We start from the raw sequence: 26,668 nt of genomic DNA, 5'->3' as shown, positions 1-26,668 counted from the left end.
ATTAACGCAGGTTGACCAGCGTGTTGAGGATCTGATCCTGGGTTTTGATGGTCTGCGCGTTCGACTGATAGTTACGCTGCGCGACGATCATGTTCACCAGTTCTTTACTCAGATCCACGTTCGACGCTTCCAGTGCACCGTTGGTCAACGAACCAAAGTTACCGGTTCCTGCTGTACCCAGCAGCGCCACGCCGGAAGACTGCGTTGCCGTCCAGACGTTATCACCTTCGGATTTCAGGCCTTCGTTGTTGGCGAAGTTTGCCAGCACGATCTGACCCAGAACCTGATTCTGTTCGTTGGAGTAGTTCCCCACAACGGTACCGTCGTCGTTGATCTGGTAGCTCACCAGGTCACCCGGCTTGTAGCCGTTCTGGTTAGTTGCCACGATGTTGTTCGCACCGGTGTTCTGCTGCATGGAGTTAGCAAAGCTCAGTGCAAATGTCGCAGGTGTAGCACCAGGGATAGTCCCCGTTGTCACGTTAACCTGACCGCCCGCGGTCAACACACCGCTGGCAGAGAAGGTCAACGTGGTAGCCAGTGTTGCTGCGCTACCCGGTACGCTCGCATCCTGGGAGTAAACCTTCCAGCTGTTCGCGGCAGTGTCTTTGACATAGAACAGATTCATGTTGTGCGCATTACCCTGGCTGTCATAGACAGTCACGGTGCCTTTCTTGTTGTAAGAATCTGGGTCAGAGGTATCTGCAACATTAAAGGCTTTTGACGGAGCGGCATCCGTTGAGTTCAGGTTGATCTGCTGAGAAGCGGTGGTGGTGGACTTTGCCGCCATCAGCGTATTCGGAATAGTAATCGCCTGTGGGTTTGCACCGGTCTGGATGGTCGGTGGCGTACCTGCAACCGGATAGCCCGTTAACTGCAGACCCTGCATGTTGACGATGTTACGGTTTTCATCCAGCTTGAACTGGCCGTTGCGGCTGTAAAAAACAGAACCGTTGGCATCAACCATACGGAAGAAACCGTTCTGGCTGATGGCAACGTCCAGTCCACGACCGGTGTTGGTCGTTGTGCCGTCGTTAAAGTCCTGGGTGATACCTGCAACTTTTACGCCCAGACCGATTTTGGAACCGGCAAACATATCTGCAAAAGACGCCGTACCGGATTTGAAACCATAGGTCGCGGAGTTGGCAATGTTGTTACCAATGACGTCCAGGTTGGTGGCAGCGGCATTCAGGCCGCTGACCGCTTGTGAAAAGGCCATGAGTTACTCCTGATAAGTATTAAGGCTTAAATAATCTGCCGAACTTCGTCGAGCGTAGTGGTACCAGAAGTACCCAAATCCAGTTTGTTGCCATCAGCGCCACGCGTGACACCTTGCACCAGTGCGAACTGCAGTGGCTGCGCCACCAGTTGATTTGCTCCGTTGCTGGCGGAAATCGCGACTTTATAAGAACCGTTTGGCGCGGTGGTACCGTCAGTCAATTTGCCATCCCAACTAAAGGTATGGACGCCAGCTTTCAGCTCACCGATATCGATGACGCGAACAGCGACGCCATCTTTGTTGGTGATTGTTGCGGTGACTTTATCGGCTGTCTGCTGCAACTCAACGCCAAACGGCGTGGTGGTAGTGGTGCTATTGCCTTCGGTCGTGCTGGTCCCTGCCAGGATAGTGGTCCCTGGGATCATCACACCGTGGCCAATCAGGTTACTGGCTTGCAGTGACTGGCTATCATTAAGCTGACCCGACACTGAGCCGAGTGTGGTGTTGAGCTTCTCGATGCCGCTCACGGTACTGATCTGCGCAAGCTGCGTGGTCAGTTCGTTGTTCTGCATTGGGTTGGTCGGGTCCTGGTTCTTCAGCTGCGCAACCAGCAGCGTTAAAAAGCTGCCTTGTAGGTCGGATGCGCTGTTTCCCGTCAGGGATTTAGAACCGCTGGTACTGCTGGTGCCTGCGACGCCGGAGTTAGTCGGGTCATTCACTTTGACGGAGATAGACATTCGTGTCTCCTTTACTGTCCGAGAGTGAGCGTTTTGAGCATCATGCTCTTGACGGTATTGAGCACTTCAACGTTCGCCTGATAGCTACGGGAAGCGGACATGGTGTTCACCATCTCGCCGACGACGTCGACGTTTGGCATTTTGACGTAACCGTTCGCATCAGCCAGCGGATTGCCCGGCTCAAATACCAGTTTGTCAGGTGCCTGGCTCTCAACCACACTGGAGACTTTCACGCCGCCCGTTGCCGCGCCCGGCGCAGCATCGACCTGAAAGACAACCTGTTTTGCACGATAAGGCTGACCGTCTGGTCCGGTCACACTGTCGGCGTTCGCCATGTTACTGGCGGCAACGTTCAGACGCTGGGACTGGGCAGTCAACGCCGAACCGGCGATATCAAAAATGTTCAGTAAGGCCATGAATTAGTTGCCTCCCTGCAGAACGCTCTGCATGCTTCTAATTTGTCCGCCGAGAACGGTCAGGCCCGTCTGATATTTCAGGCTGTTATCGGCAAATTGAGTGCGCTCCCGGTCCATATCAACGGTGTTACCGTCAAGGGATGGCTGGTCGGGAATGCGGTAAAGTAAATCGGTAGATGGGGCAGTCATGGCCTGAGCGGGGATGTGACGCGAAGACGTCAATGCAAGGGCAACACCGGTCCCTTCCGCGCGGCCACGCTCCATCACTTTTTTAAGCTCACTGGAAAAATCCATATCGCGCGCCTGATACCCGGGGGTATCCGCATTCGCGATGTTGCCGGCCAACACTTCTTGCCGCTGAGCGCGCAGGTTGAGCGCTTCCTGTTGAAAACGTAACGAGGCGTCGAGTTTATCGAGCATGTCTTCTCCGCTGATGGCGAAATTTCAGCATGTAGCTTAAAACTCAACCCGTACACCTTATCGACGGAATACACGCAAAATGCGTCGCTATTTGTCGCGTTGAAGAAAAAGCCTAAAGGGTAGAATCGTCTCAAATCCAGGAACCGCGGGAATGTGTGATGCTGTCGTTCAAAAGTGGCTTAGCCGCAACCCTCTTACTTTTAAGTCCTCTGACGCAGGCTCAGGATCTGAATGCCCAACTGACGGCGTTTTTTGCCCAGCGTCTGGCCGGCTTTAGTGATGAGGTGACGGTGACTGTCCGCACGCAGCCCAATCTCCTGCCCTCCTGCGATCAACCAGCGCTCAGCATCACCGGCACCACAAAACTGTGGGGCAATGTGAACGTGCTGGCGCGCTGTAACAACGAAAAGCGCTTTTTACAGGTGAACGTGCAGGCGACCGGCAACTATGTCGTCGCCGCCCAGCCCATTGCCCGCGGAAGCGTGTTGCAGACGACCAGCGTGGAATTAAAACGCGGTCGACTGGATCAGCTCCCGCCGCGCACTATGCTTGATATTAATCAGGCGCAAGACTCCGTTAGCCTGCGCGATTTAGCGCCAGGACAAGCGATACAACTGTCGATGCTGCGTCAAGCATGGCGCGTAAAAGCAGGGCAACGCGTCATGGTTATCGCCAATGGGGACGGATTTAGTGTGAACAGCGAAGGCCAGGCGTTAAACAACGCAGCCGTCGCTCAAAATGCTCGCGTGAGGATGTCCTCCGGCCAGGTTGTAAGCGGAACCGTTGGTTCTGATGGGATTATTCTGATTAACCTATAATCTTTTTAAAGATTTCACGACACCTGCCGATAAATAATTAACAAATGATGATGTCAGGCGCCAACGCCGCGAACCTCTATGAGGACAACACTATGAGCATTGATCGTACATCGCCCCTGAAACCGGTTAGCACTGTACAACCTCGTGAAACGAATGACGCGCCAGTGCTGAAAGCACGCGCAGAAAAATCGTCCACGGCGAGCAGCACCAGCGCCAGCGTCACCCTCAGTGATGGGCAGTCAAAACTGATGCAGCCTGCAACAAATGATATCAACGTCGAACGTGTCGAATCGCTGAAAGCAGCTATTCGTAACGGCGAATTGAAGATGGACACCAGCAAAATTGCTGATGCATTGCTTCAGGAAACGCAGAGCTTCTTACAGAGTAAATAACCGTATGAGTCGACTGTCAGAAATATTGGATCAGATGACGGTAGTCCTGAACGATCTGAAGACGGTAATGGATGCCGAACAGCAGCAGCTGTCCATGGGACATTTTACCGGTAGCGCTTTGCAGCGTATTACTGAAGATAAAAGCTCGCTGTTGGCAACCCTGGATTACCTGGAACAACAGCGTCGTGCGGAGCAAGACCCGCGACGTAGCGCGAATGATGATATCGCTGAGCGCTGGCAGACTATTACTGAGAAAACTCAGCACCTTCGCGATCTCAACCAGCACAACGGCTGGCTGTTGGAGGGGCAGATTGAACGCAATCAGCAGGCGCTCGAGGTGTTAAAACCTCATCAGGAGCCTGGACTGTATGGCGCTAATGGCCAGACGGCCAGCTCGCGCAGCGGTGGTAAAAAGATTTCGATTTAATCGCCTTCGCGATTAGACAGACGACGGGGAGCACCAGCAGGTGGCTCCCCTTTCGTCGTCTATACTGTTCGGCGGGCAAACTCTTTCACTTTAAAACCGAGTACCGCCAGCGTGGCGAAATAGGCCGCCATTCCCACCACCACTACCGCCATCAGGCGCAGCAGACGGAACAGCATGGTGCCGTTTGACCATTCAGGCATCACGTACATCATTCCCACTAGCGCTGCAGCCATCACCAGAACCGCAATCACCAGACGAATCAGGAAGCTCATCCAGCCCGGCTGCGGCGTGAAGATGTTTTGCTTACGCAATTGCCAGTACAGCAAACCAGCGTTCAGGCATGCGCCAAGACCAATCGACAGCGACAAACCGGCGTGTTTCAGCGGACCGATAAAGATCAGGTTCATCACCTGCGTCAGGATAAGCGTCACGATGGCGATTTTGACCGGCGTTTTAATGTCCTGACGGGAATAGAAGCCCGGCGCCAACACTTTCACGACGATCAACCCCATCAGACCCACGGAATACGCCACTAATGCGCGCTGGGTCATCAGGGCATCAAACGCGCTGAATTTCCCGTACTGGAATAATGAGACGGTCAGCGGTTTTGCCAAGATGCCCAGCGCGACCGCACTGGGCAACGCCAGCAAAAAGCACAGGCGTAAGCCCCAGTCCATCAAGCGACAATACTCGTCATGATTTCCGCTGGCAAAGCTTCGGGAAAGCGACGGCAACAAAATGGTGCCCAGCGCCACGCCCAGCACGCCAGACGGAAACTCCATCAGACGATCGGCATAATACATCCATGACACCGACCCCGACACCAGGAACGAGGCAAAAATGGTGTTGATAATCAGGGAGATCTGGCTCACAGAAACGCCGAGAATCGCCGGTCCCATCTGCTTAATAACGCGCATCGCACCCGCATCGCGGAAGTTAATGCGCGGCAGCACCAGCATGCCGATTTTTTTCAGATGCGGAAGTTGATAAGCCAACTGCAGCACGCCGCCGACGGTAACCGCCCACGCCAGCGCCAGCACGGGAGGGTTAAAGTGCGGTGCGGCAAACAGGGCAAAACCAATCATGCTGACGTTCAAAAACGTCGGCGCAAACGCCGGGACCGAAAATCGGTTCCAGGTGTTGAGGATCGCCCCCACCAGCGAGGCCAGTGAAATCAGCAGAATATAAGGAAAGGTGATACGCAACAGTTGCGAGGTCAGGGCGAATTTATCCGCCGTGTCGGCAAAGCCTGGCGCAGTCACCATGATGACCCACGGAGCAGCCAGCATCCCGACGACCGTCACGATCGCCAGCGCCAGCGTCAGCAAGCCCGAAACGTAGGAGACAAACACGCGGGTGGCGTCTTCACCCTGCTTGCTTTTGTACTCTGCCAGGATCGGGACAAACGCCTGGGAAAATGCGCCTTCTGCGAAAATACGGCGCAGAAGATTGGGTAATTTGAATGCCACAAAAAAGGCGTCGGTTGCCATGCCTGCACCAAAGACCCTTGCCACTATCGCGTCGCGGGCAAAACCCAGCACGCGAGAAAACATGGTCATCGAGCTGACGGCCGCCAGCGATTTTAATAAGTTCATTAACGTGAATTTCCACTACCACACGGCAAAACGCCTGCAATGCAGGCGTTAAAAGAAGCGCTTAGTCTACCCGTATTTATGCGAATTACTATCCGCAGATGTGACGGGGATTAAACCGTTTTCATTCGGTCATTGCCTCGCGCCAGAGCTTTTCAATGATGCGCTGGGCCATGATCGCTTGCTCACCCGAGGTTTCAGGAACCGTCTGATTTTGTACGCACTCAATGAAGTGACGCGCACATCCGGCGAAGCCGCGCTGCTCGAGCGTACTTTGCCAGCTGGCAATCGGACGGGTTATCACGCCGCTGCCCTTTTCTTCACGCCATTCCCGCATATCGGTGATGTCATACAACGCCCCCTCCGTCACGGCCTGCACCGATTCACGCTGACTGCCCGCGCGACGATGCATGCTGGTCGTCACCTGCACATGGTCAACGGAAAAATGGTGTTCGGCATAAACCATCTCACCGTGCCCGTTGGTTTGCAGCGTACCGCTGTTGAGTTGGGCGTTACCGTCCGCCAGCCACAGCGCGGTGTCGATCACATGCAGATAGTCGTCCAGCAGCGTAAAGCGCATATCGTTCGGGCCGATACTGTCGGTGCGATGCTTATCCATACGCAGCGACGCAGCGCTGCCCAACTGCGCTTTCAAATCCTGATAGACCGGCGAGAAACGACGGTTAAACCCGACCATGAGCGTCAGGTTTTTACGCGCGGCCAGCTCAATGAGGCGCTCTGCGTCCGACACATTTTCCGCCAGTGGCTTATCCACGCAAACATGCACGCCTGCGTTTAACAGTGCAGTGACCACCTGATAATGCGAAGCCGTCGAGGTGTGGACAAACACCGCATCGCACTCGCGCGCCAGATCAAGCAGAGAAACGGCGTAGGGCATCCGCCAGGTCTCACAAATTTGCAGAGCTTTCGCCCGCGTGGGAGACCATGCTCCCGCCAGCGTCCAGTCCGTTGCGGCACCCAAAACGGGTAGCCACGCTTTTTGCGCGATTCCGCCCAGCCCGACAACGCCAATGCGAAGTTTTGTCATGGTTATTCTCCTAAATGTGCCAGCAAGGAATCCAGGCGCTGTTTCAGCTCAGCGACTTCCGTTTCGAGCGCGTCAACACGGGCGGCCAGCGATTCGTCCTCTACGGGTGACACGGCTTCCGCCACGTTGACCAAGGTTTCTACATCACCACTAAATAAATGCATAAAGCGACTTTCACGTTTACCCGGCTCGCGTGGCAGACGCATGACAAATGGGCCGTCGTCGCGCGAGGCGAGATTTTCCAGCGTCTGTTCCACCTCCTGCATATCGCTAAATTCATGCATTCGCGAGGCGCGTGATCGCAATTCACCCGGCGTTTGTGCGCCGCGTAGCAGTAACGTGGTGACGATCGCGACTTCAGCGGGGCTGAACTTGAGGTCACCAAACTCGGAATTACAAAAACGCTGCTCGTATTTGGTGACGCGATTGCCGAATCCGCTGACGGTGCGCAGATAATGGCGTTTTACCAGCGCATCCAGATGATCCTGGACGTCGTGCTCGCTCAGGTTGAGCACTGGCTCGCGGTTGGATTTTTGGTTACAGGCCAGGGTGACGGCATTTACCGACAGCGGATATTGCTCCGCCGTTGTCACCTGTTTTTCCAGCAGACAGCCAATGACGCGCGCTTCCGTAGCGGTTAACTGATATTTCATTTTTTATCCTTATCGACCTGCGGTCCATTCTTTGGTGGTTAACGCCGTCAGCACGTGGTCACGCCACTCGCCATCGATCAGCAAATACGATTTTGCGTAGCCTTCTTTTTCAAATCCCAGACGCGCCAGCAGATCGCCGCTGCGCTGATTGTGCGGCATGTAGTTGGCCATAATGCGATGAATATGCTGGGTTCGTTGCATGTAGCGAATGGCGGAGGTTAGCGCTTCAAACATCAGTCCCTGCCCTTGCCATTTTTGACCAATAGAATAGCCGAGATAACAGGCGTGGAACGATCCGCGCACCACGTTGGAAAAATTGGCGATCCCGATGATTTCTTTTTCTTCCTGGTCCAGGAGCGCGAAATAAAAAGCCGTTCCCTGCTTATGAAACTCGGCAATCATATTCAGACGTGCCTGCCAGCCAGAAGGAAAGCAGTGGCTTTCATCCCTTACGGGTTCCCAGGGTTTTAAAAACTGGCGATTTTCGGCGTAATAATCCGCCAGACGCCAGGCATCACGCTCATGCACCAGACGAACGACCAGTCTGTCGGTTGTCAGGCGCACTTTTGGCACGTTACTGCGATAGCCAAACATCGATACCACTCCTTCCCGTCACTTCAGCCCTATTACCCGTTAGCTTTACTATACCTGCGCCTGTGCCTTCTGTGAAAACAGTGACATACCATTTTTCGTTGAATTGACAAAATTCGATGAAAAAGATGAATCAAACCACCCTTTTGATAAAAAAATATTGTCGCAAGCAGGGGTGGGAAAACGCACGTCAACACCGCAGAATATTAGCGTGCTCACCTTTCTCTACACCGACCCATTCAAACTGCATCACGGCGTGGCTCACGCAGCGGCAGCCTGAAGACTCTGTGTACTTTTCCCTGGAGGGAAAATGTCCCGCGTATCACAGGCCCGCAATCTCGGTAAATATTTCCTTCTCGTCGATAACATGCTGGTTGTGTTGGGCTTTTTCGTCGTGTTCCCGCTGATCTCCATTCGTTTTGTCGATCAAATGGGCTGGGCGGCGTTAATGGTCGGGATTGCGCTGGGGTTGCGGCAGTTTGTGCAACAGGGACTGGGCGTTTTTGGTGGGGCGATTGCCGATCGCTTCGGCGCAAAACCGATGATTGTCACCGGTATGCTGCTGCGCGCGGCGGGTTTTGCCACCATGGGTATTGCGCACGATCCCTGGCTGCTGTGGTTTTCCTGTTTTCTCTCCGGTCTCGGCGGTACGCTGTTTGATCCACCGCGAACCGCACTGGTGGTGAAATTAATTCGTCCGCGACAGCGTGGCCGCTTTTTCTCGTTGCTGATGATGCAGGACAGCGCGGGCGCAGTCATCGGCGCGCTGCTGGGCAGCTGGCTGCTGCAGTATGATTTCCGCCTGGTTTGTGCGACGGGCGCCGCGCTGTTTATCCTTTGCGCTGCGTTTAATGCCTGGCTGCTGCCGGCCTGGAAACTCTCGACGGTCAAAGCGCCGGTGCGGGAAGGGCTGGGGCGCGTCATGGCCGATAAGCGTTTTGTCACGTATGTGCTGACGCTGACGGGCTATTACATGCTAGCCGTACAGGTGATGCTAATGCTGCCGATTATGGTGAATGACATTGCGGGCTCGCCTGCCGCCGTGAAGTGGATGTATGCCATCGAAGCCTGCCTGTCACTTACTCTGCTCTACCCTATTGCGCGCTGGAGCGAAAAGCGTTTTCGTCTGGAACATCGCCTCATGGCCGGCCTGCTGGTCATGACCCTCAGCATGATGCCCATCGGTTTAGTGAGCAGCGAGCAACAGCTCTTCGTGCTGATTTGTACCTTTTATATCGGCTCGATTATAGCTGAACCCGCCCGCGAAACGCTCGGTGCAGGGCTTGCAGACCCACGCGCGCGTGGCAGTTATATGGGGTTCAGCCGCCTCGGTCTGGCGCTGGGCGGCGCGCTTGGATATGCCGGTGGCGGCTGGCTATTTGATTCCGGTAAGGCCTTGAATCAACCGGAATTACCCTGGGTGATGCTCAGCGTCGTGGGCTTTATTACCCTCATTGCACTGTGGTGGCAATTTAGCCCGAAGCGAAGCGCGAGCGGTATGCTTGAGCCAGGGGCTTGATTTGAAACATGCTTTTTTCTCCGCCATAATAAAGACTGTTGGTCACTAAATGGAGGAGAAACGTGAAGCTCTACATCTACGATCACTGTCCGTTCTGTCTGAAAGCCCGAATGATCTTCGGCCTGAAGAATCTGCCGGTTGAGTTAGTCACGCTGTTGAGCGATGACGAAGAGACGCCCACCCGCATGATTGGCAAGAAAATGGCGCCGATCCTGCAAAAAGATGACAGCCGCTATCTCCCCGAAAGCATGGACATCGTCCACTATGTCGACAAACTTGATGGTGCTCCCTTGCTCACCGGTAAACGCAATCCGGCCATTGAGGAGTGGCTGCGAAAAGTGAACGGCTACGTCAATCGCCTGCTCATTCCACGTTTTGCCACCAGCGCTTTTGATGAATTTGCCACGCCGCAGGCACGAGCCTATTTTGTCCAGAAAAAAGAGGCTGCCATCGGTAATTTTGCCGAGCACCTCTCCCACTCGCCAGGGCTTGTCAAAAACATCAGTGACGATTTGCGCGCGCTGGATAAGCTAATCGTGAAGCCGAATGCCGTGAATGGCGAACTATCAGAGGATGATATTCACCTGTTCCCGTTGCTGCGTAATTTGACGCTGGTGGCTGGAATTAGCTGGCCGTCGCGCGTAACCGATTACCGCGACAATATGGCGAAGCAGACGCAAATCAATCTGCTTTCGTCGCAGGCGATATAGCGTCCTCAGGGCGGGAACCCTTTCCCGCCCCCTTTCATTATCAGTTTTTTCTGCTGGTCTCATGGATATCACCCTGACATACTGACGCGTCAGGACAGAAGCGCCGATATCATGTTGAGGAACCCCATGAAAAAGATTGTCATTGCTGCTGCGTTTGTTATCAGCGGCCTGCTGGTGGGCTGTAACCAGCTTACGCAGTACTCCGTCAGCGAGCAGGAAATTAATCAGGCGCTGGAAAAACATAACAACTTCTCGAAAGATATTGGAGTGCCCGGCGTTGCCGATGCCCATATCGTCCTGAATCAGTTGGTCAGCCAGATTGGACGCGAAGAGCCCAACAAGGTGACGCTGTCAGGTGATGCAAAACTGGATATGAACTCGTTGTTCGGCAGCCAGAAAGCGAATATCAAGCTGAAGCTCAAAGCATTGCCGGTCTTCAATAAAGAAAAAGGGGCAATTTATTTGCAGGAGATGGAGATCGTCGATGCCGACGTCACGCCGGAAAAAATGAAGCCGGTTCTCCAGACGCTGATGCCTTATCTGAACCAGTCCCTGCGCAATTATTTCAATCAGCAGCCAGCCTATGTTCTTAGTGAAGACAAGAGCAAGGGTGAAGCGTTAGCCAGGAAATATGCCAAAGGCATTGAAGTGAAACCGGGCGAAATCATCATCCCCTTCACCAATTAATCTCTGAGAGCGCCGATGGCGCTCTTTTTTTTGCGCGCTTGTTTTACGGAAATGTGTGCAAACGAAAACGTTTACGCATATGATTTGTGTCCGGCAAAAACAGCCATCCTTATGACTGATTCCTGATAAGCCGGAGCATATCAATGACTGCACAACCCCAGGTTCTGAAAATCCGCCGCCCTGACGACTGGCATATCCATCTGCGCGATGGCGATATGCTTAAAACCGTCGTGCCTTATACCAGCGAACTCTATGGCCGCGCGATTGTCATGCCTAACCTGGCTCCCCCAGTCACCACCGTCGATGCGGCTATTGCCTATCGCCAGCGCATCCTCGATGCGGTTCCGGCGGACCACAATTTTACCCCGCTGATGACCTGCTACCTTACCGACTCGCTCGACCCGAATGAAGTCGAACGCGGATTCAACGAAGGTGTCTTCACAGCGGCTAAGCTGTATCCCGCCAATGCCACCACCAACTCCAGCCACGGTGTCACCAGTATTGATGCCATCATGCCGGTGCTGGAACGCATGGAAAAACTGGGGATGCCGCTGCTGGTTCACGGCGAAGTGACGCACGCTGAAATTGATATTTTCGATCGCGAAGCGCGTTTCATCGAAACCGTCATGGAACCGCTTCGTCAACGCCTTCAAGGCCTGAAAGTGGTGTTTGAGCACATCACCACCAAAGATGCCGCTGAATACGTGCGCGACGGTAATGAGTTGCTCGCCGCGACGATCACCCCGCAGCACCTGATGTTTAACCGCAACCACATGCTGGTCGGCGGTGTGCGCCCGCATCTGTATTGCCTGCCGATCCTCAAGCGAAACATCCATCAACAGGCTTTACGTGAGCTGGTCGCCGGTGGGTTCACCCGCGCGTTCCTGGGGACGGACTCGGCTCCGCATGCGCGTCATCGTAAAGAGGCAAGCTGTGGCTGTGCAGGCTGTTTCAACGCCCCTACCGCACTGGCAAGCTATGCCACGGTCTTTGACGAGATGGCCGCGCTTGAACATTTCGAAGCTTTCACCTCCATCAATGGCCCACGCTTCTACGGCCTGCCGCTCAACGAAACCTTTATCGAACTGGAACGCAAAGAGAGCCAGGTTGAGGAATCTATCGCGCTAACAGATGACACGCTGATCCCGTTCCTGGCGGGTGAAACCGTTCACTGGACGGTTAAGCGCTAAATATTTATCGCCCCCTGTTGTAAGTTTTGCGATATGACTGTATAAATACACAGTACATTACACAGGGGGCAATTATGCGTATTGAAGTTACCATCGCCAAAACAACCGTTTTGCCTGCTGGCGCGCTGGATGCGTTGGCGGGTGAGTTATCCCGTCGTATCAATGACAATTTCCCCGACCAGGGCGGAGCCGTAACCGTGCGCTACGCCACAGCCAATAATCTCTCCGTCATGGGTGCTGCAAAAGACGATAAAGAACGCATTACCGAGATTCTCCAGGAAACCTGGGAAAGCGCCGACGACTGGTTCATTACAGATTAATATTGCTCCCTCATTGTTTTTCTTTGCCGGGTCGCCCCGGCTTTTTTTCATCTCATTTAAATAAGTTCAAATTAATTGCCTATCTTCTTAAAAATTCGTGAATAAGATGGCGTTTTAATGTTCAAACATTCTTAAAAAACGCAAAAATGTGTTGCGACCTGTTTATTTCACCTGCATAACCCGTATTTATTGATATACTAAAATTGCTTCAGAAAAACACGCATTGAACCTCACAGCCGTTGTCTTTAAACACGCATTAAGGGGTTATGATGGAAAAGAATAATGAAGTCATTCAGACCCATCCACTTGTTGGTTGGGACATCAGCACTGTAGATAGCTATGATGCGCTGATGCTGCGTTTGCACTACCAGACCCCGAATCAACCAGACCGCGACGACGCGGAAATTGGACAGACGCTGTGGCTCACCACGGACGTTGCACGTCAATTTATTTCTATTTTAGAAGCAGGCATTGCAAAAATAGAATCTGGCGATTACCAGGAAAATGAGTATCGTCGGCATTAAATATGCCCAACATTCACTCAACAGGCACCCATGGGGTGCCTCATTTATTTGACCCTTGTATAAGCCTGCCATATTAATTACTCTGCAAACCAAAGTACTGGTTTAAGAGACCCTCATGAAATACGACTTGATTATTTTAGGCAGCGGCTCCGTGGGTTCTGCGGCGGGATATTACGCCACACAAGCAGGCCTTAACGTGTTGATGATCGATGCCCATATGCCTCCGCACAAAGAAGGCAGCCATCATGGTGATACCCGTCTCATTCGCCACGCCTACGGCGAAGGGGAACGCTATGTTCCGCTGGTGCTGCGTGCTCAAACGCTCTGGGATGAGTTGGCTGCGCTCAATGAAGACCTTATTTTTGAGCGTACCGGTGTCGTCAATCTTGGACCTGTCCATTCCGAATTTTTGGCCAACGTTGAACAGAGCGCACGACAGTTTAATCTGAACGTTGAACGTCTCGACGCGAATGCCATCATGAAACGCTGGCCAGAGATTGCGGTTCCTGAGGATTATATCGGCCTGTTTGAGGCAGAGTCAGGCGTGCTGCATTGCGAAACCGCCATCAAAACCTGGATTTCTCTTGCTGAACAAGCGGGCTGCGCACAATTGTTCAACTGCCCGGTGACCGCTGTTCATCACCATGATGACGGCGTAACGGTCGATACGCCAGAAGGCCAATATACGGCTTCTCGCCTGCTGGTAAGCGCGGGCACGTGGGTCACAAAGCTAATTCCCGATCTGCCTGTCCAGCCGGTGCGCAAGGTCTTTTCCTGGTTCCAGGCCGATGGACGTTTCAGTACGCAGAATAAATTCCCTGCATTCACCGGTGAGTTGCCGAACGGCGATCAGTTCTACGGGTTCCCATCGGAAAAAGACGCGCTCAAAATTGGCAAACATAACGGCGGGCAGATCATTCACTCACCGGATGAGCGCAAACCGTTTGGCGACTATCCGAGCGATGGTTCTGAAGCCTTTAATTTCTTACGCCATATCCTACCGGGAATTGGCGGTCTGCTGTATGGCGCAGCCTGTACTTACGATAACACCCCCGATGAAGATTTTATCATCGACACGTTACCGGGCCACGACAACACACTCCTCATTACAGGCTTGAGCGGGCACGGCTTTAAATTCGCTTCCGTGCTGGGCGAAATTGCAGCCCAATTTGCCCAAGGTATCACTCCGCCGTTTGATCTCACGCCGTTCTCGCTTTCACGTTTTCGCGGATAATATCCATCTTAAGGCTCCGGTTATTGGGGCCTTTATTTTTGACTGCTGTCGGGGAAATATGCGCAGGATTTTTGATTATCTGATCAACAATATTAGAGAGCATTTTATGCTCTATATATTGCTCTGGTCTCTGCTGGCACTCATCGACATTATCTATATTGTATTTTTTTGAAAACACTGACTGACTTTAATTGACAATACTCTATAAAAACTTAATTTATAAGCAAATTATTTGAACACCCACACCAACACCCTCAACCAATGAAATCAGCACAAAGCGCCATTTAACACGAAGCTTTTGAATTACTTACCGCAAACCCATTCAATTAAACTGAAATACAATAAATTAAAATCCTTATTCCTAAATATCAGTTGCATTAATGTTTTCCACACGCCATTTTGAACGTTCCTTTAATAGAGAATGGTCGTCATTATGCAACTGCGTAATTCTTCTGCACGCTACGGATTAATTTCCATGCTGCTGCACTGGGGCATTGCACTCGCGGTTTACGCGATGTTTGGTCTTGGCCTGTGGATGGTGACGCTGAGCTATTACGACGGCTGGTATCATCAGGCGCCTGAGCTGCATAAAAGCATCGGCATTGTGCTGATGATGGGGCTCGTGGTTCGCGTTATCTGGCGACATATTTCGCGTCCCCCTTCCGCACCCAAAAGCCATAGCACGCTGACTCGAGTGGCTGCGGCGGGAGCACATATTGCGTTGTATTCGATCCTGTTTGCCATTTTCATCAGCGGTTACCTGATTTCTACCGCGGACGGCAAACCCATCAGCGTATTTGGTCTTTTCGACGTCCCGGCCACGCTGAGCGATGCCGGTTCACAGGCCGATCTGGCCGGTCAGATACATTTGTGGCTTGCCTGGGGTGTCGTTATTTTATCCGCCCTTCACGGCCTTGCGGCCCTCAAACACCATTTCATCGATAAAGACGATACGCTCAAGCGCATGCTTGGCCGCTCGTCTGTAGACTCTGGAGCATAAAATGAAAAAACGCCTGCTGGGTATCGCATTGGGTTCACTGTTATTCACCACCGGTTCTGCCGTTGCTGCCGATTACAAAATTGATAAAGAGGGCCAGCATGCCTTCGTCAATTTCCGTATTCAGCACCTCGGATACAGTTGGTTGTATGGCACGTTTAAAGATTTTGATGGTTCGTTTACCTTTGACGAAAAAAATCCCGCCGCCGATAAAGTGAATGTCACGATTAATACCAACAGCCTGGACACCAACCATGCTGAGCGCGACAAACATCTACGCAGCGCTGAATTCCTGAACGTGGCGAAATTCCCGCAGGCGACATTCGCCTCAACGGAAGTCAAAAAAGACGGTGAAGACCTGGATATTACCGGCAACCTGACGCTCAATGGCGTCACCAAACCTGTGACTCTGGAAGCTAAGTTAATCGGCCAGGGTGATGACCCATGGGGCGGTAAACGTGCGGGCTTTGAAGCATCGGGCAAAATTCGTCTGAAGGACTTCAATATCACGACCGATTTAGGTCCGGCATCGCAAGAGGTGGATTTGATTATTTCTGTGGAAGGCGTGCAGCAAAAGTCATAATAAAAAATCCCGGTCGCACGCTGCGACCGGGACGTTAACGCGTTATTCCGGGTCAGGAATACCGAGTTTGGTATTCAGTCGTCCGCGCGATTTATTGAAGATCTTATTCCCGTTTTCGCGTCCAGCACGACGACGGCGTTGTTCCTCTTCAGGCAACACGCTTTCCTCGCTGCACAGCTCACTGCAACAACCCCTGAATTTTTCTGCACACGTCGGGCACTGAATAAACAGCAGGTGACAGCCGTCGTTTTTGCAGTTGGTATGGGTATCACAGGGCGTTCCGCACTGATGGCAATGCGCGATAATATCCTCAGAAATACGCTCGCCCATACGCTCATCGAAAACAAAATTCTTGCCAACAAAACGTACCGGTAGACCCTGCTCACGCGCACGGCGCGCATACTCGATGATCCCGCCTTCGATATGCCAGACTTTATTGAACCCACTGTGCTTCATCCAGGCACTGGCTTTTTCACAGCGGATCCCACCGGTGCAGTACATAATGATTTTTTTATCTTTATGTTCCTGCATCATCTCGACGGCTTTAGGCAGCTGTTCACGGAACGTATCAGCCGGGATTTCCAGCGCGTTTTCGAAATGGCCCACTTCGTATTCGTAGTGATTACGCATATCGATAAACACGGCGTCAGGATCGTCCAGCATGGCGTTCACTTCTGCCGCTTTGAGGTACTCACCCACATCGCTGGCATTGAACGTCGGATCGTCAATGCCGTCCGCCACAATACGCTCACGCACCTTCATGCGCAGAACCCAGAACGATTTGCCGTCATCATCGAGCGCGATGTTGAGACGCACGTTGTTTAGTGCCGGATCGAAACTGTAGAGAAGATCGCGGAAAGCACTGACTTTGCTTTCTGGCACGCTGATCTGCGCGTTGATGCCCTCATGAGCGAGATAAACACGCCCAAACACATTCAGCGACTCAAAAGCTTTGTAGAGCGCGTCACGGGTTTCCTGAGGCTCAGCGATGGAAAAATACTTATAGAACGAGATCGTTATACGCGGCTCAGTTTCGGCCAGCATGCGTTCTTTTAACGTCTCATTCGAAATGCGGTTGTGTAACACTGGCATGGTGTACGGTTCCTGCAATCGTTAAGAAATGAAAAATCGGCGGCATCATATAGCAAACAATGCGAATTTACATCCCCGCATTTTGCGCTACATTTCTCTCATTCAAATTATAAAGCAGCAACATTTGCTGCTTCCGCCCCCATTTTGGGCCATTCATTTTGGTTATGTATTTAAAAAATGCGAGAATAATGGTCAAAGGACGATGTAAAACAGGAGTGATATGACCCATTTACCCAAATTTTCTGCGGCACTGCTGCATCCTCGATACTGGTTAACCTGGTTCGGCGTCGGTCTTCTGTGGTTATTGATTCAGCTGCCCTACCCGCTGCTCTACCGTTTAGGATGCGGCCTGGGGCATTTCGCCCAGCGTTTTATGAAGCGGCGCGTTAGAATCACGCATCGCAATCTGGAGCTGTGTTTTCCTGAAATGGACGAGCCCGAGCGCCAGGTGCTTCTCAAGAAGAATTTCGAATCCGTCGGCATGGGCCTGATAGAAACAGGGATGGCCTGGTTTTGGTCGGATAAACGCATGGCGCGCTGGTTTGACGTCGCAGGCACAGGCATGGAGCCGGTGCATCAACTCCAGGCGCAAAAAACGGGCGTGTTGCTGATTGGCGTTCACTTTCTGACGCTTGAAATCGGCGCGCGCATGTTTGGAATGCAGGCGCCGGGTATCGGTGTTTATCGCCCCAATGACAATCCGGTGATAGATCTGCTGCAAACATGGGGGCGTATGCGCTCTAATAAGCAAATGATCGACCGTAAAGATCTCAAGGGCATGATCAGAGCGCTTAAAAATGGCGAAGTGCTCTGGTACGCGCCGGATCACGACTACGGTCGCCGCTCCAGCGTTTTTGTTCCGTTTTTCGCCGTCGAACAGGCTGCGACCACAACGGGTACATGGATGCTGGCGAAGATGTCGAAAGCCGCGGTGGTCCCCTTCGTCCCACGGCGTAAACCTGACGGAAAAGGCTATGAACTGATCATGCTTGAGCCAGAATATTCGCCGCCGGTCGACGATGCGGAAACAACCGCCAGGTGGATGAATGGCGTGATAGAGAAATGCATTATGCTCGCTCCGGAGCAATACATGTGGCTGCATCGCCGTTTCAAAACCCGCCCTGAAGGGATGCCTTCTCGCTACTGAGCAGGACCGCATCGACGTTGGTTTTACCCCGCCTAAATTTTCGTACACAGACAGCCGGGCACCCACCATGGTGCCTGGCATCGTCTGAATAAGACATCCGCGTGACAACTTATTGGCGCATTCATACTTGCAAAACCAGAGAATCAGCTATTCTTTCCCTGAATGCCATTGAGAATCACAGGGAGACACCGATGACTATGTACGCCACGCTGGAAGAAGCTATTGATGCCGCTCGCGAAGAGTTTCTCGCGAACAACCCTGGTATTGAGGCTGAAGATGCCGATGTGCAACAACTCAACATTCAGAAGTATGTGCTTCAGGATGGGGATATCATGTGGCAGGTAGAGTTTTTCGCTGATGAGGGAAGCGACGGCGAATGTTTGCCGGTGCTGAGTGGTGAAGCGGCACAGGCCGTTTTTGACAATGATTTTGATGAGATCGAACTGCGTCAGGAGTGGCTTGAAGAAAACACCCTTCACGAGTGGGATGAGGGCGAATTTCAGCTTGAACCACCGCTGGACACTGAAGAGGGGCAAACCGCAGCGGATGAGTGGGACGAGCGATGATCAGGCGTTATTCATAAGGTCCGTGCTGTGCATCGATGGGCAGTAATAGCGTGTCAAAAACCAGCGAAAAGGGTAAATCGAGAACCGTCAAATAACGCCATGCGGAATCGCGGACATCCCATTTCACGCCGGGATAGTATTGATTTCCATGCCCCTGACCGGGGATCGTTCGACTGATAATACTGCCGCACCCGCTGAGCAGCAGCGACATTATGACCACAATGACTATTCTCATTTACACCTCATATAAAAAAATACCGGCCGTGGCCGGTATTTTTAGTTCGCTTGGCTTACTTCGACTTTATCGCCAGCGGATTCAGCTTTATCGTCGAGTAGTAGTTCACCCAGGACGAGTATCTCTCAGGCGCTGACCAGACGCGGTAGTGCAAGCGCGCCATGGTAATTGGATCGCTCAACAGGACCAGACGACGATCGCGGTTCAGTTTTTCCGGCGTTTCGTTCAGCGCTTGCTCAACGTGGCGATCGCGAGCGATCTCCAGCACCTGGCTTGCACGGTGGCGTGCGGTTGCCATTGCCGTTGCGAGTGCGTTAAACGATGGATTGAACACGGCATGGATAAAGCCATCATCCAACGAGCGGCTGCGGTTTAGCACCAGATATTTCTCGGTATCCACCAGCACCTGCGGCGGCGAATACTCTTCTGGAATGAGGAACAACTTCCAGCGTTTGGTGCGTAATCCCATCGTCGAGCGACTGGAGATCACGGAAACAAACGGCGACAGAATCAGCGAGAACACAATCGGTGCCAGCCAGAACAGGAATCGTAAATCCAGCCACGCCATCCCTGCAGCCCACACCAGACCGAGCAACATCTGCGAACCATGACGCTTAAAGGCTTCGCTCCACGGCGTTGAGTCATCATCACGCTGCGGTGAATTCCATACCACTTCCCAACCGAGGAACGCGCTAACCACAAATACGGTGTGGAACAGCATGCGCACCGGCGCCAGTAGCACAGAGAACAGAACTTCGAGCAGCAGCGAAAGCGTCACGCGGCAGAACCCACCGTACTCTTTCGACCCTTTGCACCAGATGAGAATAATGCTCAGCAGTTTCGGGAGGAACAGTAAGATCATCGTTGACGCAAACAGAGCAATCGCCAGCTCCGGACGCCACTGCGGCCACACCGGGAACAGCTGGCGCGGTTGCAGGAAGTACTGCGGTTCAGTCAAGGCATGCACGACCTGTAAAGCGGTCGATAAGGCCAGGAACATAAACCACAGCGGCGCAGACAGATAGGACATCACGCCCGTCAGGAATACCGCGCGGTGAACCGGGTGCATCCCTTTCACGAGGAACAGACGGAAGTTCATCAGGTTGCCATGACACCAGCGACGGTCGCGTTTCAGCTCGTCGAGCAAGTTTGGTGGCAGCTCTTCATAAGAACCCGGCAGATCGTAAGCAATCCACACGCCCCAACCCGCACGACGCATCAGTGCAGCTTCAACGAAGTCATGCGACAGGATAGAACCCGCGAATGAGCCCTCACCCGGCAGCGGCGCGAGCGCACAGTGTTCAATGAACGGTTGGACGCGGATAATCGCGTTGTGACCCCAATAGTGAGATTCACCCAACTGCCAGAAGTGCAGACCGGCGGTAAACAGCGGACCGTACACGCGCGTCGCAAACTGCTGGCAGCGTGCATAAAGCGTGTCCATACCCGAGGCTTTTGGCGACGACTGGATGATACCCGCATTCGGGTTCGCTTCCATCAGACGCACCAGACCCGTCAGGCACTCACCCGTCATCACGGAGTCAGCATCCAGCACCACCATATAGCTATACTGGTTGCCCCAGCGACGGCAGAAGTCATCGATGTTGCCGCTTTTGCGCTTAACGCGACGGCGACGACGACGGTAGAAAATCTGCCCTTCGCCCTGCACTTCCGCGATAAGTTCCATCCACGCTTTTTGCTCAGCAACGCAGATATCGGGGTTGTAGCTGTCGCTCAGGATGTAAACGTCAAAATGCGCCGCGTTGCCGGTCGCCTTTACAGACTCCCAAGTCGCACGCAAACCCGCGAATACGCGGTCAACGTCTTCGTTACAAATAGGCATTATCAGCGCAGTGCGGTGTTCTGGGTTTAAGGCTTCATCCCCCACCGTTGACGCAGAAATACTGTATTTATCACGCCCCATCAGCAGTTGCAGGAAGCCCATCAGCGCGGTCCAGAAACCGGCCGAAACCCAACAGAACAGAACCGCGAACAGCAGCAGGATTCCACTTTGCAGAATGTACGGCAGCAGTTGCATGAACGACACCCATACATCCTGCCCGAACATATCGGCCGGATTGATCAGCGCCCAGCCCTGATAAGGCAGGATGGTCTTCATGTACCAGGTTGCGACAACGGTCTGCGCCAGCGTCAGCAGCAGCAAGGTATAGCGGCGGATAGTCCCGACGGTACGCCATTTCTGCTCAGAAGCCTGCTGCTCTTTGGTCAGACGAGACAAATAGCGCGGCGCGACTTCGCGACCGCGCAGACGATCCCAAAAACGACCGACCGGGTTGGTGCGCCACGGATCCGGGAACATCGACGAACGCGTGGCTTTTGGCATAGCCTGAAGCTGTGTGCGTCCCTCGTCGTCCTTGATCAGTTGGCCCTCTGCCAGCGAGTCCGGCCATGCCTGCTCCAGACGCGCTTTGACTGAACCCAACGGCGTATCATCATCACGAGAAAACGGATGATGTTCGCCATCCAGCGCGGTATGAACCGCGCGGATGTCGCTCTTAGGCAGTGCCGCTTTCTCAATGTCCGTCAGTGGCAGGGCATCAATGTATTCAGTTGTATTATTCATTAGCAGGTAACTGATAGCTCCAGGTTTCGCTTAGCGGCTGATCGGCATTGACCAGCGCAGCGCGCATTTCAGTGGTCTGTTTTGGATCTTTCACTTTCACGCGCAGGGTTAAGCGCCACCCTTTGGTTACTGGGTTATAACGCACGGAGCTTTCCGCGATCTCGCCATTATCACCAATGCTGGTTTGCGCAGTCACAGGGGTGTCCGGCGCCAGTTTTTTCATGTCCTGACCCGTGAAGTCCACCACAAACGCGACGGTACCATCAGGTTGACGAATAAGATTTGACTGCTTCACGTCACCGGTAGAGCGACGCGTCTGCATCACATACGCGCTGTCCGGCGCATGCAATTTGTCTTCATCGCGGCTAAAGGTGATGGTGTAGTTGAAGTTCATCTCTTTGCCGGCCTCAGGAAGCTGATCCGGAGCCCAGTAAGCGACGATGTTGTCATTGGTTTCGTCGTTGGTTGGAATTTCAACCAGCTCGACTTTTCCTTTACCCCAGTCACCTTTTGGCGTGACCCACGCACTTGGACGCAGATCGTAACGATCGTCAAGATCTTCAAAGCGTGAGAACTGACGGCCGCGCTGGAGTAAACCAAAGCCCTGCGGGTTTTCCATTGCGAAGCTGCTGACAGCCAGGTGTTTCGGGTTGTTCAGCGGACGCCAAATCCACTCACCGTTACCGGCAAGAATAGAAAGACCGTTTGAATCATGCAGTTCCGGGCGGAAATTCGTTGCCGGAGAAGGCTGATTTGGCCCAAACAGGAACATGCTGGTTAATGGTGCAACACCCAGTTTGCCCACTTTGTCACGCAGGTAGACTTTCGACTGCACGTCAATAACGGAGTCACGGCCCGGCATAATGACGAAGCGGTAAGCGCCCGTCGCACGCGGGGAGTCGAGCAGTGCATAGATGGTCAGGCGTTTATCCGTTGGTTTTGGACGTTCGATCCAGAATTCACGGAAACGCGGGAATTCTTCGCCAGATGGGAGAGCCGTATCAATCGCCAGACCGCGCGCAGACAGACCGTAAACCTGGCCGGAGCCAATCACACGGAAATAGCTGGCACCCAGCATGCTGACGATTTCATCGTTTTTATCTTTGCTATTGATTGGATAAAGAACTTTAAAGCCTGCGAAACCCAGGTCTTTCACGGTGTCTTTATCGTGCTTCACATCGCCAAAATTAAAATAGTCCGGGCTGTATTTGATCTTACGTACCGCAGTTGCCGTCACTTCATTGATGGCAACCGGCGTGTCGAAATACATACCCTGGTGATAAAATTCAAGCTTGAACGGGGTTTTTATATTGTTCCAGTACGCTTTATCGTGATTGAACTGGATCTGCTGATAGTCCGCGTATTTCATGTCGCGGAAAACGGAGGGCAGGTTACTTTTCGGCGCTTCGTAGCCCTTATCAGCCATCGATTTAGCCTGTTTTGCGACGTCGTCGATGGAAAAAGACCATGCTGACGAGGTATACAGGGACAACAACACTGCCGCACCCAACCAACGCATTTTCATCATTTTTGATTTATGTTTCATAATAAGTAAGCACTTCCCCCTTTGTGTGCTTAATTCGATCCGATCCATTTTACTGGAAATTCAGGCAATCCGACAACATTATCACCGCTTTGTTCAGCGCACCGGCTCATGGATTAAGCAAGTGGAAGACCCTCGTTCCACTTTGCGTGCTTATCCTGGAGACAGAGGTGTCGGTCTTGGTGTAGGGTTGGCTTCGAATGTAACCACTATTAGTCTTATGGATAAGGCGAAAAGTCTGAGAATGCGCAACGTTATATGATCACTGCACCCACTCAACGTGAATACTTCCTCGACTCCATCCGGGCATGGTTAATGCTTTTGGGGATCCCGTTCCACATTTCACTGATTTACTCGAGCCACACCTGGCATGTAAACAGTATAGAGCCCTCATGGTGGCTGACACTGTTTAACGATTTTATTCACTCATTCCGAATGCAGGTGTTCTTCGTGATATCGGGCTATTTTTCCTACATGCTGTTTCTGCGTTATCCGCTGAAACGCTGGTGGAAAGTGCGCGTCGAGCGCGTCGGTATCCCCCTGCTCACCGCCATTCCGCTGCTGACGCTGCCTCAGTTCATGATGCTGCAGTATGTAAAAGGCAAAGCGGACAACTGGCAGAATCTGAGCGTGTACGAAAAATATAACACCCTGGCCTGGGAGTTGATTTCACATCTCTGGTTCTTGTTAGTGCTGGTGGTCATGACCACGGTGAGCCTGTGGATCTTCAGCCGCTTGCGCCGCCAGTTAAGCCGTCACGCGGAAGACCATTTCTCGACCATCACCTTTACCAGACTTTCCGTTATCTTCCTGATGCTAGGAATTGCTTACGGCGTGATACGTCGCACGCTGTTTATGGTTTATCCGCCTATTCTCAGCGACGGGCTGTTTAATTTTGTGGTGATGCAAACCCTGTTTTACCTCCCGTTCTTTATGCTGGGTGCGCTGACTTTTATTTCGCAGAAGCTAAAAGCCCTGTTCATCACCCCATCACCGTGGTGCGCCGTCGGCTCCGCGCTGGCTTTCACCGCGTATTTGCTAAATCAAAAATACGGCAGCGGCGATGCGTGGATGTATGAGACCGAAAGCGTGATTACGATGTTGTTGGGGCTGTGGATGGTGAACGTGGTGTTTGCGCTGGGGCATCGTCTGCTGAATTTTAAATCGAAACGCGTGACCTATTTCGTTAACGCGTCTCTGTTTATCTATGTGGTCCACCATCCGCTGACGCTCTTTTTTGGTGCATACATCACGCCGCATATCGCCTCAAACACGCTGGGATTCTTCACCGGCCTGGTGTTTGTGGTGGGCATCGCCATTATGCTGTATGAAATTCATCTGCGGATCCCGCTGCTGCGTTTCCTGTTTTCAGGCAAACCGCAGAACAAAGCGGAAAGCCTCAACGCCACGCAGTAATTCAATTCTGCGCGCGCCGGATCTTCGGCGCGCTTACAGCAGCCACTCAACGGGTAACCACCAGGCCAGACGCACTAAAACGCGCTGCCAGAATCGGGTTGATGGCTCTTTCTTCAACACAATCTCCTGTCCGTCTTTGTGCTCTATCCAGTTCAAGCGCCCCGTGTTATCAAGCCGAATTTGCCAGGCCTCCTGCATCCGGGTTTTCAGGAAGCGTCGATGGATAATCTGCGCCAGCGTTTCGCTTTCAATCACAAATCCCATTTCGGTATTGAGCATGGTGGAGCGAGGGTCAAAATTCAACGAACCAATAAACACTTTCTGACCATCAATACTGAACGTTTTGGCATGGAGACTGGAACCGGAGTTCCCCGTCAATCCGCGATCGTGCAAACCTGGCACAAAATCCTGCGTCGGTTTGAGTTCATACAACTCGATACCGTGTCGCAGCAGTTTTTTACGCCAGCGCGCGTAGCCCGCATGAACCACGGCTACATCGTTGGCCGCCAGCGAATTTGTGAGGATCGCGACCTTGACGCCTTTACGCACCATTTGCAGGAGCAGCGCAACGCCTGCCCGAGTGGGGACAAAATACGAGGAGATAATATCAATTTGTTCGACCGGCGAACCCATCACATCCAATAAACGCTGCGGCAGAAGGGAGTGACGTTTTGCTCGTCCCAGCCCTTTACGCGGGTCGTCGCTGAGTAAACGGGTTTTCGCCCAAATCAGCGGCAAATCACGCGCTTCAAGCTGGGTAATGAACTGGCTGGACTCCAGCTTATTCAAATAACGTTGGGTTATCTCGTTCTGATACCATTCGTCCGGGGGCTGGATCCGCGCTTCAATTTCCGCTTCAGACAGTTCCAGAACCTGCTTTAGGGTGGAAACGCACGCGCTGTCCCAGTAACGTTCAAAGTCATCGGAAACATCCGCCACAACCGGCCCCACCGCCATCACATCCAGATCGGAAAAGAGCGGCGCGTCCCCTGCCCCGAAATATGCATCGCCAACATTTCGGCCGCCAATAATAGTGACTTCACCATCGACGGTGAAACTTTTATTGTGCATACGGCGGTTGAGTCGCGCGAAGTCGGTGAGATACCCCAGCGAGCGGAGCGTCCTGAAAGAGAAGGGATTGAATAGCCGTACATCAATATTTTGATGCGAATCGAGCAGACGTAAAATGGCGTCCAACCCTTGGGTATTGTTATCGTCAAGCAGAAGCCGAACGCGCACCCCGCGCGTCGCCGCCGACAGCAAGACGGAAAACAACAGCCGCCCGGACATGTCGTCTTCCCAGATGTAATACTGCACATCTAAGGTTTTTTCCGCCATTTCCGCCAGCCGGTAGCGGCAAGCGAAAGCGTCCAGGCTGTCGTCCAGGGGGAGAAGACCACATAGCCCCGGGTGTTCCGCGCTAACAGGCGCGATAGCACGCCCGAGCCGCGTTTTATGCGTCGGGGGTAAGTCCTCGTTGGATAAGGAGTCGCTGGTAAAGCTGGGCATTTTCTTCATCATAACAGACAAAGTATACCCGCTCCGGCAGAGGCTTGCGGGTGAGGAATTCTGAAACTGTATCCACCGCTATTTCTGCCGCAGCCGCTTTGGGATATCCGTAAACGCCAGTGCTGATGGCCGGGAAGGCCAGCGTTTTATACCCATTCGCGGCAGCCAGACGCAGACAGTTAAGATAGGCATCCTGTAACGTCCTTGCTTCGTGGTTTTCGCCCCCTTGCCAGACAGGCCCAACCGCATGAATAACCGCTTTGGCCGGAAGATCGCCCGCGATTGTAATGACCGCATGTCCTGGCGCACATTCGCCCTGTTGCTGGCGCACCGTTTTGCAGGCTTCTAACAGTTGCGGTCCGGCCGCGCGATGAATGGCACCGTCAACCCCACCGCCGCCCATTAATGATGGATTGGCTGCATTGACGATGACGTCAACCTCCATCGTAGTGATATCCCCAACAACAACTTCGATTTGCGGCTTCATATCCATTCCTCGACT

At 52.8% G+C, this 26,668-nt stretch carries 30 protein-coding genes; 16 read left to right on the top strand and 14 right to left on the bottom strand.

Annotated features, from left to right (window positions below):
* Window position 1: 1 nt before the first annotated feature.
* From flgE to flgB, 4 genes are read right to left on the bottom strand one after another with little or no spacing between them, the layout of a single operon-like run.
* Window positions 2-1,216 (bottom strand): flagellar hook protein FlgE, encoded by a 1,215-nt coding sequence (gene flgE, locus ACKI5T_RS07265; RefSeq protein WP_133630553.1) that lies wholly within the window; start codon window positions 1,214-1,216, stop codon window positions 2-4.
* Between the two features lie 26 nt (window positions 1,217-1,242).
* A complete protein-coding gene (gene flgD, locus ACKI5T_RS07260; RefSeq protein WP_235135316.1) occupies window positions 1,243-1,953 on the bottom strand; it encodes a flagellar hook assembly protein FlgD in 711 nt (236 codons plus the stop codon).
* An 11-nt stretch (window positions 1,954-1,964) separates the two neighbouring features.
* Entirely contained in the window at window positions 1,965-2,369 is a 405-nt protein-coding gene (gene flgC / locus ACKI5T_RS07255) for a flagellar basal body rod protein FlgC (RefSeq protein WP_186754082.1), read from the bottom strand.
* Window positions 2,370-2,372: 3 nt separating this feature from the next.
* Window positions 2,373-2,789, bottom strand: coding sequence for a flagellar basal body rod protein FlgB (gene flgB, locus ACKI5T_RS07250; protein WP_133630556.1), 417 nt, complete (start codon window positions 2,787-2,789; stop codon window positions 2,373-2,375).
* Between the two features lie 158 nt (window positions 2,790-2,947).
* Here flgB and flgA point away from each other — a divergent pair, with 158 nt between their 5' ends.
* From flgA to flgN, 3 genes are all read left to right on the top strand, one after another.
* Window positions 2,948-3,607: a flagellar basal body P-ring formation chaperone FlgA gene (flgA, locus tag ACKI5T_RS07245; RefSeq protein WP_407436674.1), complete on the top strand. Its 660-nt coding sequence runs from the start codon at window positions 2,948-2,950 to the stop codon at window positions 3,605-3,607.
* Between the two features lie 92 nt (window positions 3,608-3,699).
* Window positions 3,700-3,999 (top strand): flagellar biosynthesis anti-sigma factor FlgM, encoded by a 300-nt coding sequence (gene flgM / locus ACKI5T_RS07240; protein ID WP_041689368.1) that lies wholly within the window; start codon window positions 3,700-3,702, stop codon window positions 3,997-3,999.
* Between the two features lie 4 nt (window positions 4,000-4,003).
* Complete coding sequence (flgN, locus tag ACKI5T_RS07235; protein ID WP_407436672.1) at window positions 4,004-4,426, top strand: flagella biosynthesis chaperone FlgN; 423 nt, start codon at window positions 4,004-4,006, stop codon at window positions 4,424-4,426.
* A gap of 59 nt (window positions 4,427-4,485) precedes the next feature.
* Here flgN and murJ read toward each other — a convergent pair whose 3' ends face one another.
* The 4 genes from murJ to rimJ all read right to left on the bottom strand — a co-directional run bounded on the left by murJ (window position 4,486) and on the right by rimJ (window position 8,313).
* Complete coding sequence (murJ, locus tag ACKI5T_RS07230; protein ID WP_012016979.1) at window positions 4,486-6,021, bottom strand: murein biosynthesis integral membrane protein MurJ; 1,536 nt, start codon at window positions 6,019-6,021, stop codon at window positions 4,486-4,488.
* 121 nt (window positions 6,022-6,142) lie between these two features.
* Window positions 6,143-7,066 (bottom strand): Gfo/Idh/MocA family protein, encoded by a 924-nt coding sequence (locus ACKI5T_RS07225; RefSeq protein ID WP_407436669.1) that lies wholly within the window; start codon window positions 7,064-7,066, stop codon window positions 6,143-6,145.
* Window positions 7,067-7,068: 2 nt separating this feature from the next.
* The gene (locus tag ACKI5T_RS07220; protein ID WP_407436667.1) at window positions 7,069-7,719 is read right to left on the bottom strand and encodes a YceH family protein; all 651 of its coding nucleotides are present in this window, start codon (window positions 7,717-7,719) and stop codon (window positions 7,069-7,071) included.
* 9 nt (window positions 7,720-7,728) lie between these two features.
* On the bottom strand, window positions 7,729-8,313 hold the full coding sequence (gene rimJ / locus ACKI5T_RS07215; RefSeq protein WP_407436665.1) for a ribosomal protein S5-alanine N-acetyltransferase: 585 nt from the start codon (window positions 8,311-8,313) through the stop codon (window positions 7,729-7,731).
* A gap of 307 nt (window positions 8,314-8,620) precedes the next feature.
* Between rimJ and mdtH the strand changes: the two genes are divergently transcribed.
* From mdtH to ACKI5T_RS07165, 10 genes are all read left to right on the top strand, one after another.
* Window positions 8,621-9,829 (top strand): multidrug efflux MFS transporter MdtH, encoded by a 1,209-nt coding sequence (gene mdtH, locus ACKI5T_RS07210; protein ID WP_407436663.1) that lies wholly within the window; start codon window positions 8,621-8,623, stop codon window positions 9,827-9,829.
* Between the two features lie 62 nt (window positions 9,830-9,891).
* Window positions 9,892-10,539 (top strand): glutaredoxin 2, encoded by a 648-nt coding sequence (gene grxB, locus ACKI5T_RS07205; protein WP_407436661.1) that lies wholly within the window; start codon window positions 9,892-9,894, stop codon window positions 10,537-10,539.
* 126 nt (window positions 10,540-10,665) lie between these two features.
* Entirely contained in the window at window positions 10,666-11,226 is a 561-nt protein-coding gene (locus ACKI5T_RS07200; RefSeq protein ID WP_012016973.1) for a lipoprotein, read from the top strand.
* A gap of 143 nt (window positions 11,227-11,369) precedes the next feature.
* Complete coding sequence (gene pyrC, locus ACKI5T_RS07195) at window positions 11,370-12,416, top strand: dihydroorotase (protein WP_407436659.1); 1,047 nt, start codon at window positions 11,370-11,372, stop codon at window positions 12,414-12,416.
* A gap of 74 nt (window positions 12,417-12,490) precedes the next feature.
* On the top strand, window positions 12,491-12,736 hold the full coding sequence (gene dinI / locus ACKI5T_RS07190; RefSeq protein WP_186754099.1) for a DNA damage-inducible protein I: 246 nt from the start codon (window positions 12,491-12,493) through the stop codon (window positions 12,734-12,736).
* Between the two features lie 269 nt (window positions 12,737-13,005).
* Window positions 13,006-13,260 carry a biofilm formation regulator BssS gene (gene bssS, locus ACKI5T_RS07185; protein WP_012016970.1) on the top strand — a complete coding sequence of 85 codons (255 nt, stop codon included), beginning with the start codon at window positions 13,006-13,008 and terminating at the stop codon, window positions 13,258-13,260.
* Window positions 13,261-13,375: 115 nt separating this feature from the next.
* Complete coding sequence (gene solA / locus ACKI5T_RS07180) at window positions 13,376-14,494, top strand: N-methyl-L-tryptophan oxidase (RefSeq protein WP_407436657.1); 1,119 nt, start codon at window positions 13,376-13,378, stop codon at window positions 14,492-14,494.
* Between the two features lie 58 nt (window positions 14,495-14,552).
* Window positions 14,553-14,666 (top strand): YceO family protein, encoded by a 114-nt coding sequence (locus tag ACKI5T_RS07175; RefSeq protein ID WP_012016968.1) that lies wholly within the window; start codon window positions 14,553-14,555, stop codon window positions 14,664-14,666.
* Between the two features lie 261 nt (window positions 14,667-14,927).
* Complete coding sequence (locus ACKI5T_RS07170; RefSeq protein WP_407436654.1) at window positions 14,928-15,494, top strand: cytochrome b; 567 nt, start codon at window positions 14,928-14,930, stop codon at window positions 15,492-15,494.
* 1 nt (window position 15,495) lies between these two features.
* Window positions 15,496-16,074, top strand: coding sequence for a YceI family protein (locus ACKI5T_RS07165; protein WP_012016966.1), 579 nt, complete (start codon window positions 15,496-15,498; stop codon window positions 16,072-16,074).
* 42 nt (window positions 16,075-16,116) lie between these two features.
* Here ACKI5T_RS07165 and ACKI5T_RS07160 read toward each other — a convergent pair whose 3' ends face one another.
* Entirely contained in the window at window positions 16,117-17,166 is a 1,050-nt protein-coding gene (locus tag ACKI5T_RS07160; protein WP_407436652.1) for a rhodanese-related sulfurtransferase, read from the bottom strand.
* Window positions 17,167-17,386: 220 nt separating this feature from the next.
* On the opposite strand from ACKI5T_RS07160, the gene ACKI5T_RS07155 reads away from it, so the two are divergent.
* Together ACKI5T_RS07155 and ACKI5T_RS07150 are read left to right on the top strand one after the other, a co-directional pair.
* Window positions 17,387-18,313 (top strand): Kdo(2)-lipid IV(A) acyltransferase, encoded by a 927-nt coding sequence (locus ACKI5T_RS07155; protein ID WP_407436651.1) that lies wholly within the window; start codon window positions 17,387-17,389, stop codon window positions 18,311-18,313.
* A gap of 191 nt (window positions 18,314-18,504) precedes the next feature.
* Window positions 18,505-18,879 carry a MysB family protein gene (locus tag ACKI5T_RS07150; protein ID WP_012016963.1) on the top strand — a complete coding sequence of 125 codons (375 nt, stop codon included), beginning with the start codon at window positions 18,505-18,507 and terminating at the stop codon, window positions 18,877-18,879.
* Between the two features lie 7 nt (window positions 18,880-18,886).
* Here ACKI5T_RS07150 and ACKI5T_RS07145 read toward each other — a convergent pair whose 3' ends face one another.
* Genes ACKI5T_RS07145 through mdoG form a run of 3 tightly spaced genes read right to left on the bottom strand, consistent with a single transcriptional unit; the run spans window position 18,887 to window position 23,226 of the window.
* Window positions 18,887-19,114 (bottom strand): YceK/YidQ family lipoprotein, encoded by a 228-nt coding sequence (locus ACKI5T_RS07145; protein ID WP_012016962.1) that lies wholly within the window; start codon window positions 19,112-19,114, stop codon window positions 18,887-18,889.
* 55 nt (window positions 19,115-19,169) lie between these two features.
* Window positions 19,170-21,698, bottom strand: coding sequence for a glucans biosynthesis glucosyltransferase MdoH (gene mdoH / locus ACKI5T_RS07140; protein WP_407436648.1), 2,529 nt, complete (start codon window positions 21,696-21,698; stop codon window positions 19,170-19,172).
* A complete protein-coding gene (gene mdoG / locus ACKI5T_RS07135; RefSeq protein WP_133630572.1) occupies window positions 21,691-23,226 on the bottom strand; it encodes a glucans biosynthesis protein MdoG in 1,536 nt (511 codons plus the stop codon). The genes mdoH and mdoG overlap by 8 nt, the downstream gene beginning before the upstream one ends.
* A 273-nt stretch (window positions 23,227-23,499) precedes the next feature.
* Between mdoG and mdoC the strand changes: the two genes are divergently transcribed.
* On the top strand, window positions 23,500-24,657 hold the full coding sequence (gene mdoC, locus ACKI5T_RS07130; protein WP_407436646.1) for a glucans biosynthesis protein MdoC: 1,158 nt from the start codon (window positions 23,500-23,502) through the stop codon (window positions 24,655-24,657).
* 33 nt (window positions 24,658-24,690) lie between these two features.
* On the opposite strand, the gene ACKI5T_RS07125 is transcribed toward mdoC, so the two are convergent.
* A complete protein-coding gene (locus ACKI5T_RS07125) occupies window positions 24,691-26,175 on the bottom strand; it encodes a phospholipase D family protein (RefSeq protein WP_190275384.1) in 1,485 nt (494 codons plus the stop codon).
* On the bottom strand, window positions 26,111-26,653 hold the full coding sequence (gene ymdB / locus ACKI5T_RS07120) for an O-acetyl-ADP-ribose deacetylase (protein ID WP_012016957.1): 543 nt from the start codon (window positions 26,651-26,653) through the stop codon (window positions 26,111-26,113). The genes ACKI5T_RS07125 and ymdB overlap by 65 nt, the downstream gene beginning before the upstream one ends.
* Window positions 26,654-26,668: the final 15 nt, after the last annotated feature.

It is taken from the genome of Lelliottia sp., assembly GCF_045627565.1.
Classification (GTDB): domain Bacteria; phylum Pseudomonadota; class Gammaproteobacteria; order Enterobacterales; family Enterobacteriaceae; genus Enterobacter.
This window is presented reverse-complemented; position numbering and strand designations above follow the sequence as displayed.

Excerpts from the sequence above, each read along its gene's own strand:
- murJ (WP_012016979.1), bottom strand. The coding sequence starts at position 6,021 with ATGAACTTATTAAAATCGCTGGCGGCCGTCAGCTCGATGACCATGTTT.
- rimJ (WP_407436665.1), bottom strand. The coding sequence starts at position 8,313 with ATGTTTGGCTATCGCAGTAACGTGCCAAAAGTGCGCCTGACAACCGAC.
- mdoH (WP_407436648.1), bottom strand. The coding sequence starts at position 21,698 with ATGAATAATACAACTGAATACATTGATGCCCTGCCACTGACGGACATT.
- ACKI5T_RS07165 (WP_012016966.1), top strand. The coding sequence starts at position 15,496 with ATGAAAAAACGCCTGCTGGGTATCGCATTGGGTTCACTGTTATTCACC.
- flgC (WP_186754082.1), bottom strand. The coding sequence starts at position 2,369 with ATGGCCTTACTGAACATTTTTGATATCGCCGGTTCGGCGTTGACTGCC.
- ACKI5T_RS07170 (WP_407436654.1), top strand. The coding sequence starts at position 14,928 with ATGCAACTGCGTAATTCTTCTGCACGCTACGGATTAATTTCCATGCTG.
- ACKI5T_RS07200 (WP_012016973.1), top strand. The coding sequence starts at position 10,666 with ATGAAAAAGATTGTCATTGCTGCTGCGTTTGTTATCAGCGGCCTGCTG.
- ACKI5T_RS07125 (WP_190275384.1), bottom strand. The coding sequence starts at position 26,175 with ATGAAGAAAATGCCCAGCTTTACCAGCGACTCCTTATCCAACGAGGAC.
- ACKI5T_RS07145 (WP_012016962.1), bottom strand. The coding sequence starts at position 19,114 with ATGAGAATAGTCATTGTGGTCATAATGTCGCTGCTGCTCAGCGGGTGC.
- ACKI5T_RS07150 (WP_012016963.1), top strand. The coding sequence starts at position 18,505 with ATGACTATGTACGCCACGCTGGAAGAAGCTATTGATGCCGCTCGCGAA.
- solA (WP_407436657.1), top strand. The coding sequence starts at position 13,376 with ATGAAATACGACTTGATTATTTTAGGCAGCGGCTCCGTGGGTTCTGCG.
- flgA (WP_407436674.1), top strand. The coding sequence starts at position 2,948 with ATGCTGTCGTTCAAAAGTGGCTTAGCCGCAACCCTCTTACTTTTAAGT.
- mdoG (WP_133630572.1), bottom strand. The coding sequence starts at position 23,226 with ATGATGAAAATGCGTTGGTTGGGTGCGGCAGTGTTGTTGTCCCTGTAT.
- flgM (WP_041689368.1), top strand. The coding sequence starts at position 3,700 with ATGAGCATTGATCGTACATCGCCCCTGAAACCGGTTAGCACTGTACAA.
- mdoC (WP_407436646.1), top strand. The coding sequence starts at position 23,500 with ATGATCACTGCACCCACTCAACGTGAATACTTCCTCGACTCCATCCGG.
- ACKI5T_RS07220 (WP_407436667.1), bottom strand. The coding sequence starts at position 7,719 with ATGAAATATCAGTTAACCGCTACGGAAGCGCGCGTCATTGGCTGTCTG.
- flgB (WP_133630556.1), bottom strand. The coding sequence starts at position 2,789 with ATGCTCGATAAACTCGACGCCTCGTTACGTTTTCAACAGGAAGCGCTC.
- ACKI5T_RS07225 (WP_407436669.1), bottom strand. The coding sequence starts at position 7,066 with ATGACAAAACTTCGCATTGGCGTTGTCGGGCTGGGCGGAATCGCGCAA.
- bssS (WP_012016970.1), top strand. The coding sequence starts at position 13,006 with ATGGAAAAGAATAATGAAGTCATTCAGACCCATCCACTTGTTGGTTGG.
- ACKI5T_RS07160 (WP_407436652.1), bottom strand. The coding sequence starts at position 17,166 with ATGCCAGTGTTACACAACCGCATTTCGAATGAGACGTTAAAAGAACGC.
- dinI (WP_186754099.1), top strand. The coding sequence starts at position 12,491 with ATGCGTATTGAAGTTACCATCGCCAAAACAACCGTTTTGCCTGCTGGC.
- flgE (WP_133630553.1), bottom strand. The coding sequence starts at position 1,216 with ATGGCCTTTTCACAAGCGGTCAGCGGCCTGAATGCCGCTGCCACCAAC.
- mdtH (WP_407436663.1), top strand. The coding sequence starts at position 8,621 with ATGTCCCGCGTATCACAGGCCCGCAATCTCGGTAAATATTTCCTTCTC.
- ACKI5T_RS07155 (WP_407436651.1), top strand. The coding sequence starts at position 17,387 with ATGACCCATTTACCCAAATTTTCTGCGGCACTGCTGCATCCTCGATAC.
- ACKI5T_RS07175 (WP_012016968.1), top strand. The coding sequence starts at position 14,553 with ATGCGCAGGATTTTTGATTATCTGATCAACAATATTAGAGAGCATTTT.
- flgD (WP_235135316.1), bottom strand. The coding sequence starts at position 1,953 with ATGTCTATCTCCGTCAAAGTGAATGACCCGACTAACTCCGGCGTCGCA.
- flgN (WP_407436672.1), top strand. The coding sequence starts at position 4,004 with ATGAGTCGACTGTCAGAAATATTGGATCAGATGACGGTAGTCCTGAAC.
- pyrC (WP_407436659.1), top strand. The coding sequence starts at position 11,370 with ATGACTGCACAACCCCAGGTTCTGAAAATCCGCCGCCCTGACGACTGG.
- ymdB (WP_012016957.1), bottom strand. The coding sequence starts at position 26,653 with ATGAAGCCGCAAATCGAAGTTGTTGTTGGGGATATCACTACGATGGAG.